Annotated in this window: 11 protein-coding genes; 4 read left to right on the top strand and 7 right to left on the bottom strand. The window is 43.2% G+C overall.

Going from position 1 to position 11,228, the window contains the following annotated elements:
* Positions 1–6: 6 nt before the first annotated feature.
* The gene (locus QSH61_RS05465; protein WP_010370747.1) at positions 7–186 is read right to left on the bottom strand and encodes a hypothetical protein; all 180 of its coding nucleotides are present in this window, start codon (positions 184–186) and stop codon (positions 7–9) included.
* 100 nt (positions 187–286) lie between these two features.
* Between QSH61_RS05465 and QSH61_RS05460 the strand changes: the two genes are divergently transcribed.
* Positions 287–1,324 carry an NAD(P)H-dependent flavin oxidoreductase gene (locus QSH61_RS05460; protein WP_010607844.1) on the top strand — a complete coding sequence of 346 codons (1,038 nt, stop codon included), beginning with the start codon at positions 287–289 and terminating at the stop codon, positions 1,322–1,324.
* A gap of 113 nt (positions 1,325–1,437) precedes the next feature.
* Positions 1,438–2,454, top strand: coding sequence for a UDP-N-acetylglucosamine 2-epimerase (locus QSH61_RS05455; RefSeq protein ID WP_206472623.1), 1,017 nt, complete (start codon positions 1,438–1,440; stop codon positions 2,452–2,454).
* 69 nt (positions 2,455–2,523) lie between these two features.
* On the opposite strand, the gene QSH61_RS05450 is transcribed toward QSH61_RS05455, so the two are convergent.
* The 3 genes from QSH61_RS05450 to QSH61_RS05440 all read right to left on the bottom strand — a co-directional run bounded on the left by QSH61_RS05450 (position 2,524) and on the right by QSH61_RS05440 (position 3,679).
* On the bottom strand, positions 2,524–2,682 hold the full coding sequence (locus tag QSH61_RS05450) for a hypothetical protein (protein WP_167310207.1): 159 nt from the start codon (positions 2,680–2,682) through the stop codon (positions 2,524–2,526).
* 111 nt (positions 2,683–2,793) lie between these two features.
* Positions 2,794–2,961, bottom strand: a complete 168-nt coding sequence (locus QSH61_RS05445; protein ID WP_017217813.1) for a hypothetical protein — start codon at positions 2,959–2,961, stop codon at positions 2,794–2,796.
* A 244-nt stretch (positions 2,962–3,205) separates the two neighbouring features.
* Positions 3,206–3,679 (bottom strand): VOC family protein, encoded by a 474-nt coding sequence (locus tag QSH61_RS05440; protein ID WP_010607842.1) that lies wholly within the window; start codon positions 3,677–3,679, stop codon positions 3,206–3,208.
* A gap of 197 nt (positions 3,680–3,876) precedes the next feature.
* On the opposite strand from QSH61_RS05440, the gene QSH61_RS05435 reads away from it, so the two are divergent.
* Positions 3,877–6,429, top strand: coding sequence for an Ig-like domain-containing protein (locus tag QSH61_RS05435; protein ID WP_206472625.1), 2,553 nt, complete (start codon positions 3,877–3,879; stop codon positions 6,427–6,429).
* Positions 6,430–6,696: 267 nt separating this feature from the next.
* Here QSH61_RS05435 and QSH61_RS05430 read toward each other — a convergent pair whose 3' ends face one another.
* Entirely contained in the window at positions 6,697–7,761 is a 1,065-nt protein-coding gene (locus tag QSH61_RS05430; RefSeq protein WP_174170755.1) for a helix-turn-helix domain-containing protein, read from the bottom strand.
* Positions 7,758–8,546 carry a CPBP family intramembrane glutamic endopeptidase gene (locus QSH61_RS05425; RefSeq protein WP_102056341.1) on the bottom strand — a complete coding sequence of 263 codons (789 nt, stop codon included), beginning with the start codon at positions 8,544–8,546 and terminating at the stop codon, positions 7,758–7,760. Before QSH61_RS05425 ends, QSH61_RS05430 begins: the two co-directional genes overlap by 4 nt.
* A 380-nt stretch (positions 8,547–8,926) precedes the next feature.
* Between QSH61_RS05425 and QSH61_RS05420 the strand changes: the two genes are divergently transcribed.
* The gene (locus QSH61_RS05420) at positions 8,927–10,276 is read left to right on the top strand and encodes an MFS transporter (RefSeq protein WP_174170756.1); all 1,350 of its coding nucleotides are present in this window, start codon (positions 8,927–8,929) and stop codon (positions 10,274–10,276) included.
* Here QSH61_RS05420 and QSH61_RS05415 read toward each other — a convergent pair.
* Complete coding sequence (locus tag QSH61_RS05415; RefSeq protein WP_174170757.1) at positions 10,257–11,162, bottom strand: LysR family transcriptional regulator; 906 nt, start codon at positions 11,160–11,162, stop codon at positions 10,257–10,259. The genes QSH61_RS05420 and QSH61_RS05415 overlap by 20 nt on opposite strands.
* Positions 11,163–11,228: the final 66 nt, after the last annotated feature.

The following is an 11,228-nucleotide window of genomic DNA, read 5'->3' as shown; positions in this document are numbered from 1 at the left end:
CGCTTGTTACCCGACTACCAAAACGTAGATAAGTTTAATGATCAGCGTCACCATTAATAAAGGCAGTACATATTTGGCATACTTTTGCATTTTATCTAGCCCTAAGCGCTGCTGATACTTTTCCAATAACGGTATCAAGACAACCAATGCGATGACTAAACTCACTAATAATATAACTACGTTCATCTTAGCTCCTCTTTCTAAACAGGTATCTTACAACCAGTATTCACTTCAAGCAAAATTCCAGCTATGCTCATAAACACATCTGACCAGTAGAATAACAATGATGAAAACTGCTATCACCGAATTATTTGGCATCGAAAAGCCTATTATATTACCCGGCATGAGCTGGATTTCTGTCCCTGAGCTTGTTGCGGCAGTGAGCAATGCTGGTGGCTTAGGTATTTTAGCCACGGGCCCGCTCAGTCAGGACGAGACACGTCAAGCAATACGAAAAATTCGTGCACTCACCGATAAGCCTTTTGGTATTGGTGTGACGTTAATGATGCCAGGCGCCAAAGAAAATGCCAAAGTCGCATTAGAAGAGCAAGTGCCTGTTATCAATTTTTCTTTAGGAAAAGGCGATTGGCTAGTACAAGCAGCTAAAGCCTACGGCGGAAAAGTCATTGCCACAGTGGTGACGCAAAAGCATGCATTAGCAGCACAAAAATCTGGCGTTGATGCGCTATTAGTTACAGGTCATGAGGCCGCAGCCCATGGTGGTGAAGTGACTTCACTGTGTTTAGTGCCGAGCATAGTCGATATCGTCAATATACCTGTAATTGCCGCAGGGGGATTTGCCGATGGTCGAGGACTTATCGCCGCGCTAGCGCTTGGCGCAGAGGGCGTTGCGATGGGCTCTCGTTTTGCAACATCTAAAGAAAGCCCTTTGCATCAACATGTCAAAAATACCGTTGTGGAAAAAGACGTTGAACAGACGATTTATTCCAAAAACTTCGATGGTCTTTATGCTCGAGTAATGAAAACCCCCATGGCTGAAAAGGCAACGCGCCGCCCGATGAACTTTTTCATGGCCATCATAAAATCATTCAAGGCTGCAAAAATGGTCGACATGCCCTTATGGAAGCTACTACTAGGGCTGTTATCTCAATTCGATAAAATTAAGATGCTGTCACTCTTTGGTGCCGCCACCGAAAAGCTTGAAGCCGCCACAATCCACGGAGATTTAGACCATGGCGTGCAATTTATTGGTCAATCTCAAGGCTTAATTCGAGAAATCGAATCAGTACAAACCTTAATGGATAACATGATGGCTCAAGCTACTGAGGTGCATTCACGTATCAGCAACAGTACAGCCAAGTAACGGATGTTTGGTATTGATGCGGTAAAAGCGGTATTATTTGCTTAATATCGCTCTGGCCCTAGTTGCGCCATTCAAGTGCTGGCCATAAACTCTGATTTTATAAGTGACTTTCAATGCCTAAACTTTATCTTTTCTACATTGAGCAGCCATATAGCTTTGCCATTCTAAGACCTCTCCAAAACGCTATCCGAGCTAATGGTGACGTGGTGAAGTGGTTTTTAAAGGGTAAAGATGTAAACTCAAGTTCACTTGCACCTGACGAAGAAGAGTTATTGAACGTAGAGGACGTCAAGGCATTTAACCCCAGAGCAGTATTTGTACCTGGAAACGTTGTTCCTGACTTTTTTCCAGGCGCCAAAGTGCAAGTATTTCACGGATTGGAATATAAAAAGAAAGGTCACTTTGGGATCCGCGGTTTCTTCGATTTGTATTGTACTCACGGCCCAATTACCACCGCGCCATTTAACCAACTTGCACAAAAACATGGTTATTTCTCGGTGATTGAAACTGGCTGGCCAAAACTCGACCCTTATTTTGATTACACCAAGCAAGAGAATGAAAAGCCAGTCATACTGTACGCTCCCACTTTTTCACCCAATCTCACGTCGCTTGAAGCATTACATGCACAAATCAAACAGCTCGCAGAGTCAGGAAAATACAAAGTCCAACTTAAGTTTCATCCTAAGACGAAACAGCAGTGGCAACAGATGTACATAGAACTTGAAACCATCAGCGACTTTGAAATCGCCGGAAATGACAATCTTATTCCACTCATTCAGCAAGCCAATGTGGTGATTTCTGATACCTCTAGCGCCGTTGATGAGTCACTATTAATTGGTAAACCGGTTATCACTTTTAATAATCACCAACCTCAAGATGCCTTAATCAATATTACCGACGCAGGCCAATTATCTGTAGCGGTTGAACAAGCACTCAACCTCTCCGACGCACAAAGTGAACGTATTGAGCAATATATTCAGCAAGTGCACCCTTACCGCGATGGTAAAAGCGCCGAGCGCATACTCGCTGCAACAGAGACCGTAATTGCTGCTGGATTAAAGCGTAAACCGCTTAACTTATTGAGGCGTTACAAAATACGTAAGTCATTGAATTATATGAAAATAAAATAAACTGGTAACTTTCGGAAATAAAAAAGCTCACTTTACTGTGAGCTTATGCAAGTTAATTTATCACTAACCTTAACACTCACACTGCCAGTATTGGTTACCAGTTTCCGTCAAAGGCGGACGACAACGAATACCTGTCGCACCACCAGCGATGTTTGGTGTTTGCTCTTGAGGCAAACTTTGTTGTTTATCTAATTGTTTTAATGCTGTTTTTTTAAATTTCAATTTCATCTTCTTATCCTTGAGTTAATCTTAATTTATAAATTATGTTGTTTAAGGTTGATAGTCCAACAAGTAGATTCTCCACCTCATCAGGCTAACCTAAAACACTGCTCGACTATACTAACAACGGCACTGACCGTAATCCGTACCAGTCAACGTTTCTGTTAAACGGCATGGGATTCTAGTATTTGGCTCAGCACCGCCAGCTACTTGAGGCGTTTGCTGTAAAGGTAGGTTTTGGTTTTTATCTAGTTGCTTCAACGCTGATTTTTTTAATTTTAATTTCATTATCATTTCCTTGAAATAGTCGTTTAGTGATCAAAATTTATCACTAATTCTTAAGCTGCCATGAAAAAACAAAAAATTCAACATTATTAACAATAAAATCAACTCTAAAATTCACTCACCACAAATACAACACTTAACCACATGTTAAATAATAACTTCTACCCAAGCACCTCAAAGAAACGCACCATCAAAAACAAACAAAAAATTAATAAATCTGCAATCTAATGAGATAAGCTTACCTCAACTAGGCATCTTGTTGCTTATCCATAAAATCAGCCATACGCGCGAGTAACTCGGTTTCTGTGAGATCTTCTTTATGTGTGCCAATCGTCCAGACATGACCAAATGGGTCTCGTAGCGTTCCTGCCCTATCACCATAAAACTGATCACAAACGGGCGTGACTTGCTGTGCCCCCAATTCAATTGCCCCCGCAAACACAGTGTCCACATCGTCAACATACAACATCAAGCTAACGGGCGTACCACCAAGCTCACTGGGATCTTTAAAGTGCATATCAGGGCACATATCTGAAAGCATCACATAAGAGTTACCAATCAGCAGCTCCGCATGTGCTATTCCTCCATCTGGTATAGGTAACTGAAGCTTTACGCTCGCGCCAAAAGCAGCTCGGTAAAATTCGATAGCTTTTGCTGCACCAGCCACAATGAGGTAAGGCGTGAGTGAATGATAACCGGAGGGAATTGAAGAAGTCGCCATGATATGGATCCTATAAAGTCCGTTAAATTCCCTCTAAACCTAGCCGATTATTTGAAATATGCGAATTAAAATTGCGATGCTCAGGTTATTGCAGCGATGAGATTTACTCATAACTCGAGTGTTGATTAACGAATTATTTACCTATATGCTAATTTGGTTTTGTTCATAAAACACACAACAACATGTAAGGGATCAGTATGAAACCAACTTCTATATTACGATTGGCTTGGACGAGTGGAGCTCTCATCCTCGCAGGCCAAGCAAACGCCTACGACTGTAGTAATTTAAGCCCTTGGTCTGAACAACAAGTCTACAGACAAGGGGATATCACACAGTCCCAAAACCAAGCATATGAAGCAAAGTGGTATAGTCAGAACGACAATCCAGCAGGCCACTCCGGTCCTTATGATGTCTGGCGGTCATTGGGGACTTGTGCAACGGGGTCAGGTCAAGCGCCGAGTGTCGTACTCACCAGCCCAAATAATGGCGCTGTGCTGGGCGAAAATGACAGCGCTGTTTTTTCCGCTAATGCCAATGATGTCGATGGTGACCTGGCTTATGTCGAATTCTTAGTAAATGGGCAAGTTATCGCTACGGACACTACCGCGCCATTTCAAACCACTTGGAACGCAGTACTTGGCGAATACGATATCAGTGCAATTGCCACCGATGCCCAAGGGCTAACCGGAAGTTCGCAATCAGCACGGATCACAGTAAAACCGGGCGGAGGAAATTTACCACCGAACGTATCCATTGTAGCGCCAGCCAGCGGTCAGCAGTTCTATCAAGGCGATATGGTAGGGGTCAGCATCACAGCTGAAGATAGCGACGGTACTATTGCGAGAGTGGAAATTAGCGTGAACAATCAGCTTGTCGCGAACCTAACAACCTCTCCTTTTGAGTTCCAATTCCAAGCGGAGCAAGTTGGCGTGAACCAACTAAATGTAAAAGCGATGGACAATCAAGGCTTGGTAAGTGAGGCAAACCTTGCCATCGATGTGCTAACAAAAGTGGGAGGTGGCTGCCTAGGCCTTAGAGCATACAGCGCTGGACAAAATTACCAGACTGGTGAACTGGTCGCTCATAATAATCATAAATATCGCTGTGATATTGCAGGTTGGTGTAGCTCAAACGCGCAATGGGCATACGAGCCAGGTGCAGGCCAGTATTGGACCGATGCATGGAGCGATTTAGGGATCTGCGCAATCGTGCCAACCGTAACGTTCGAACGCCCGTCCAATAACGGTACTGTTTTGGTCAATACGCCCACCACTATCTCTGTCAGAGCTCAAGATACAGACGGCAGTATTGCTACGCTGTCACTCTATGCCGACAACACACTCCTCGCCACAGCCAATCAGGAAACACTTAGTCACAGCTGGACACCGACAGCCCTCAATCCTGTGAGCTTAAAAGCCATTGCCGTCGATAACGAAAGTAATCAAAGCGAGCAAACAATTACAGTGAATGTGACAGATAAACCGATTGCCGTTGATTTACTTGCCCCCACTAGCGGCAGCCAAATTACCTTGGGTAATTCCACTCAATTGATTGCACAAGCATCCTCTTTTGTTGGACAAATCACTCAAGTACAGTTTTATGCTGATGGCGTGTTACTCAATACAGACACAACGCCACCCTACGAATATAGTTATGCACCGGCCTCAATCGGCACAAAAACACTTTATGCCACGGCCACCAACGACAATAATGATCTAGTGTCCAGTAGCGGCGTGACTGTTCAAGTCATCGACAAACCCATCGGTAAAAAGCACAAACTGATTGGCTATTGGCATAACTTTGTCAATCCAGCTGGTTGCCCTATTCCACTTGATCAGATGTCTACTGCTTGGGACATCATAGATATTGCCTTTGCTGAAAATGATAGAAACTCGAATGGCACAGTGCACTTCACACCATTTGAAAAAGACATTCGCTCTAACTGCCCGCCTATCGATCCGGTAAAATTCAAATCCGACATGCAGGCACTACAAGCGCAAGGTAAAGTTTTTGTGCTAAGCCTTGGTGGTGCAGAAGGCACAATTACCCTCAATACGGATGCCGATGAAGCGGCATTTGTCAGTAGCCTCACCGATATTATTCAACAATGGGGATTTGACGGGCTCGATATCGACTTAGAGAGTGGCTCGAACCTTGTGCATGGCTCTCAGATCCAAGCTCGGCTGCCAAGAGCATTAAAGCAAATTGAACAAAATATTGGTGGTAATATGGTACTTACCATGGCCCCTGAACATCCCTATGTACATGGTGGCATGATTGCCTATTCAGGTATTTGGGGCGCTTATATTCCACTTATAAACGAGCTACGCGATACATTAGATTTACTTCACGTACAGCTATACAACAATGGCGGCCTACCTAACCCATACGAACCGGGAAGCGCCCCTGAGGGCTCAGTGAACATGATGGTTGCCCATGCAAAAATGTTGATTGAGGGATTTGATCTTGCTGATGGCACCCGCTTTGCACCACTTAGGGATGACCAAGTAGCCATCGGTCTACCTTCTGGTCCACAGTCGGCAAATTCAGGTCAAGCGCCTATCGGCAATATCATCAATGCCTTAGATTGTTTAACCAAAGGTACAGGATGTGGCACTATCCAACCAAGCAAGACTTATCCGAACTTTGGTGGCGTGATGACATGGTCGATTAACTGGGACAAATACGATGGCTATAACTTCTCTCAACCCATTGGTGATAAATTAACGCAGATGAATCAGGGGAATTAATACCAACTGCTCAGGGTGAGATGCCCTGATTGTGTGATTTTTTATACCAGCTATTTTAAGTATTGGAGTATTACTTCAATTGGTATTATTCCTCGAACAGGACTGATACTAAGCCACATAAATATCACTATTGTTTATGAACACAAGGAAGTGTTCATTTTCAAGCTGGCTTTTACAACAGTCCACTCAGCCCGGCAGGCTGGCAAAATGTAGAAATGCCAATCAAGCACAGCTCTTGAAATTTGCAAACTAGCCTGTCATCTTAAGCTAATTCAATACCGACTTTTTACGGTACTCTGTAGGCGTGCAACCCACTCGCTGCTTAAAAATATTATAGAAACAAGATTTAGAGTTAAACCCTGATTCATAAGCTATTGTTGTAACTTGTTGGGCTGGTGATCGCAGTAATAAACGCTTTGACTCTTCTACCCTAAGGTTGTTCATATAATCATAAAAGTTTGAATGATAGATCAGGTTTATCGCTTGAGACACTTCGTGGGTAGTCATCACACACGCATTGGCTAACTCGTTAAGCGTTAAACCGTTGCGCAGATACAATTTCTGCTTCTTAACTTCGCTATCTATTTTAGTAAACACCTTCTCAATGCCCTTTAACGCCTCCTTTTCTACCGTCACTTGAGTATCTAAAGGGGCAATTGCAGAAGGAGCAATAAAATCAACTTTGGTGCTTAGTAACAGAGCAAAAATAAACAACAGCCAATGTGTATCAAGCCAAAAGAGCTGAGGCATAAATGGCGATGTACAGACTAAAATCGCCATCGCCGTAATTAAGTAGAGCCACCACTTAAACCAGCTAACATCATGACGTTGCACGTTTGAGAAGTGTGCCTTAATAGAGTCGAGATATTCCTTCAATAGTGCAAACGTAAACATGAGATATGGCAATAAGCTTCCCAAAAAAAGTAAACTAAAAAAAGTGAGAAACAACCTATTTTGCTGTAATTCTGGATATATCTTTTGAGCGCAAATACTCAGTATGAAAAACATCATAATCGGACTTAAGTGCAGTAGCACTTTACTCCAACTAAAACGTTTACATAGTGCCGATGCATATAAATAGGTCAAAGGCCCGAGTACTAGGTTTAGGCTGGTAATAAGTAACGCCCAATAACCCTGACCTTCCGTCAAAAGTCTGTTTTGAACAAAAAACTCATCCGCCAACAAAGTAGCCAAAACAACAAACAGTCCAATCAGGTGACCCGAGGTATGCTCATCATCAAGCTGAGCATACCTCAATCGCATTAGTCGCACAGCAAGTAGTATGTATAAAATACTGGCAATAAATAGCGGCAAGGTCTTCCAATCTATCAATTTACTTCCTTATTCACTAACCAACGCTTGAGCACCGCTTCTTCCGATTTATAAAGGATCATCACGCCGTAAACAAACAGCGGAAAACACACAATGATAGCAGGAACGGTGGCAATAAAAGAGGCAGCTTCAGCCTTCGTAGGATCATGACCCATAAAGCTAAACCAATTAATGAGTATATGTATAACAATAAGCGGAATTAAGCTTCTAGTTCTTAGGTAACATGCCGCAAACCCCATACCAATAAAGGTCGCATAAATAACCTGTCCAATTATTACACCAATTGAATCCGGTTTTTCAAACACGTTCACCAAATGAACTATACCAAACGAAAGCGCAGAGAAGAATGCAGCTTTCAACACTGGACGCCGAGCGCCACCACTGACATAACAGCAAAGTAATATGTACACTACAATACCTCGGCATAACACCTCTTCTAAAATTCCAGTGAAAAGGGTTGAGATACTACCAATAGCAATTTCCGAAAACGAATGCGGGTACCACTGAGAAATATTGATTGATACGTATGCCAGTGGCAATACAAAAAGATACCAGTATTGTTTGGCATCTACGGTTAACCAATATATTTTTTCCCAGACTTTTAAGTATCTAGCAATCAAAATGACAAACACTACACCGAGTAAATTCTCAGTAAAGTTACGCCAATGTGGAGATCCACTAAACCATCCTGCTAACTCCCACCCTAGTCGCTGTACTAAAATAGCTCCAAGATATGCTAGAAAGACCTGAATATAAATTGCTCGCTGCGAAAAATTGAAACGCATTCTGTTACTCCTTTATAAACTTGAGCAATGAATCTACCGCACTAGCTCAGTTTATACGTCCTGCTAGTTAATTGGAGTAAATATAAAAAAGTAACTTTCTATTTCAATTAGTTAAAAGAGCTTTAACTCATACATTTTCTCCGCCTATGCACTCGTTACTTTGCTTTTTGAGCACAGTTATCTTTAAATGCTGGCGCTAAAGAAGGTTCACTCTCGTTATTCAACGCCTTATCAGATCCCCCCAGCAACAAGCTGAAAACCTGAATAAAAATGTACTAGGTAGAATCTAAGCCAAACACCAAAGATTGCTTGGAAATAAACTATTTGTCCCCTACTATTATAGCGTTACACGCAAATCCATAATGAGTCCCAAGGTCGATATGAAATCTTTTCCATCGCTTTATTTAACAAATCTATTCTTAGTCGGTGGGACAGGCCTGCTGACTACTTACTTAGCGCTTTATTTAGGCCAGCACGGCGTCAGTACGTTTTGGATTGGCTTGCTTACCTCGTTTTATTACTTGGGTTTGTTGTTCGGTGCCAAACTAGGCTATCACCTGATCAAATCAGTTGGACATATTCGCGCGTTTGCGGCAAGCACAGCGGCAGTGACTGCCTGCGTAGCAATACATGGGGTGAGTGACAATATCTATCTTTGGCTTGGACTACGACTTGTGGTGGGTCTTGGCATGATGTGTAACTTTATGGTGCTCGAAAGCTGGCTAAATGAACAAGCAGCGCCTGAGCAGCGGGGACGAGTATTTTCTTTTTACATGCTCACCTCCTACCTAGGTATGGTAACAGGGCAATTTGCGCTTTCTAATTTTCCTGAGCTTGGCTATGCGCCGCTGTTTTTAATTGTTGTTGCCTTATCCTTTGGAATTATCCCTATTTCAACGACGAGGCGGATCCACCCTAAGCCACTTAAGCCTATTCAAGTAAGTCTGTTTACCTACTTCAAAAAAGTGCCTCAGTCTCTCACGGCGGTCTGTTTTGCCGGAGTGATTAATGGTAGTTTTTATGGCCTTGCCCCGACTTTTGCCAGCCAGTCAGGATTTAATGCCGAAGAAATTGCTATGTATATGTCGGTAACGATTTTTGCAGGTTTGCTTGCGCAGTGGCCAATGGGCATTATCTCTGACCGAGTTCGCAGAAGTATCTTACTGCGCAGTAACGCTGTTTTTATCGGTTTGATTTCTCTTTGTATATTTTTGCTTCCACTGAGTCCAAGCTACAGTCTCTGGCTGACTTTTGGCTTTGGGTTATTCGCATTTACCATGTATCCACTTTCTTCGGCACTAGCAAACTCCCGCGTTGATGATGAAGACCGTGTTGGCGTTTCTTCTGCACTGTTGGTGGCATTTGGCGGAGGTGCCTGTGTTGGCTCGGCCGCTATTGCACAGATCATGTCCCATTTTGGTCATCAAGCCCTATATGCTTCGTTAAGCGCACTAACCGTTGTCATGTTCTTACTGCTCCACTTTATCAACGCCAGACAAAAAGCTGAGCAACCAGAGCCTAGCGACTATGTTGCTGCGACTTCTGATATTACCAGCTCACCGCTCGCAGCCACCATGGACCCGCGTATCGAAGAAAAAACAGCACACGAACAGCTGCTTGTCGTTGACGAAGACACGCCTCGCGATAACGACGATGAACTCGACGACAATGAGCAAAATAGTGAGCCAACCGAGGAGCTGGACGAAATAACTAACAAACCTCAGCCATAGTCTGACTGATAAACGCTCGTAACCAACGAAGTGCAGGATATTGATGCTGTACTTCGTGCCACACCATAGCGACGTCAAAAGCACAGTCAGGTATCGGATTTTCAACGAGGGTAAAATCTGCTTCGAGTTTTGATGCCTGACGAGCCGGAATCAGTGCAACCAACTCGGTATTTCTCACCAGTTCCGGCACCAATAAAAATGAGGGCACTGACGTCATCACCTGCCTCGATACACCATATTGCTGCAAGATTGAATCAACGAATGTTGAGGTGCTATTTCCTTCAAAAGACACCACAATATGCTCAAGCTTTACATAATCTGCGATTGTCATTTCTGACGTTAGCTGTGGATGGTGTTTTCTGCCAATCAAGACATACTTCTCTTGATATAAGGTTTTAAATCTTAACGAATCAGGCCCACATTCCGGCGACATTAATGCCAAATCGAGTTCTGAGTGTTGTAGCTGGGCTGCAAGTGTTGCTATTGTTAAGTGGCAAAGCACGACCTTGATATTGGGCGCAGCTATTTTTAAACGCCGTATCACCTCTGTCATCACCACCAGCTGTAAATAGTCGGTACATGCCACTTTAAAGGTTAAATTGGCCGTTTCAGGGATAAAGTCTTGATGCTCTACTAACACGTTACTTACAAGCTTCATCGCAGCGCGAAGTTCCGGCAGCAAAGCAAGCGCTTTGGCAGTTGGTAGCATGCCTTTATGAATAGGGACTAATAACTGATCATCAAATAGCCCGCGCAGCCGACTTAGCTGAGTGCTTACTGCTGGCTGGCTGAGGTTCAGCCTATCTGCCGCTTTGGTCACATTGCACTCTTCCAGTAGCACCACCAAAGTCTGAAGCAGGTTTAAGTCCACCTTTTTGCTATCCATTTAATTTATACCTAGGGTAAAAATATTCAATTTCATTTATAGCAAGATTACAGAGATAGTAACAAC

Source organism: Pseudoalteromonas sp. JC3, assembly GCF_030291895.1.
In the GTDB taxonomy this organism is placed as follows: domain Bacteria; phylum Pseudomonadota; class Gammaproteobacteria; order Enterobacterales; family Alteromonadaceae; genus Pseudoalteromonas.
Note: the sequence above shows the minus strand (reverse complement) of the source record. Positions and strands in the feature narration are given on the sequence as shown.

Bases quoted from the DNA above. Each gene is read 5' to 3' on its own strand.
- QSH61_RS05465 (WP_010370747.1), bottom strand. From the start codon at position 186: ATGAACGTAGTTATATTATTAGTGAGTTTAGTCATCGCATTGGTTGTC.
- QSH61_RS05460 (WP_010607844.1), top strand. From the start codon at position 287: ATGAAAACTGCTATCACCGAATTATTTGGCATCGAAAAGCCTATTATA.
- QSH61_RS05455 (WP_206472623.1), top strand. From the start codon at position 1,438: ATGCCTAAACTTTATCTTTTCTACATTGAGCAGCCATATAGCTTTGCC.
- QSH61_RS05450 (WP_167310207.1), bottom strand. From the start codon at position 2,682: ATGAAATTGAAATTTAAAAAAACAGCATTAAAACAATTAGATAAACAA.
- QSH61_RS05445 (WP_017217813.1), bottom strand. From the start codon at position 2,961: ATGAAATTAAAATTAAAAAAATCAGCGTTGAAGCAACTAGATAAAAAC.
- QSH61_RS05440 (WP_010607842.1), bottom strand. From the start codon at position 3,679: ATGGCGACTTCTTCAATTCCCTCCGGTTATCATTCACTCACGCCTTAC.
- QSH61_RS05435 (WP_206472625.1), top strand. From the start codon at position 3,877: ATGAAACCAACTTCTATATTACGATTGGCTTGGACGAGTGGAGCTCTC.
- QSH61_RS05425 (WP_102056341.1), bottom strand. From the start codon at position 8,546: ATGCGTTTCAATTTTTCGCAGCGAGCAATTTATATTCAGGTCTTTCTA.
- QSH61_RS05420 (WP_174170756.1), top strand. From the start codon at position 8,927: ATGAAATCTTTTCCATCGCTTTATTTAACAAATCTATTCTTAGTCGGT.
- QSH61_RS05415 (WP_174170757.1), bottom strand. From the start codon at position 11,162: ATGGATAGCAAAAAGGTGGACTTAAACCTGCTTCAGACTTTGGTGGTG.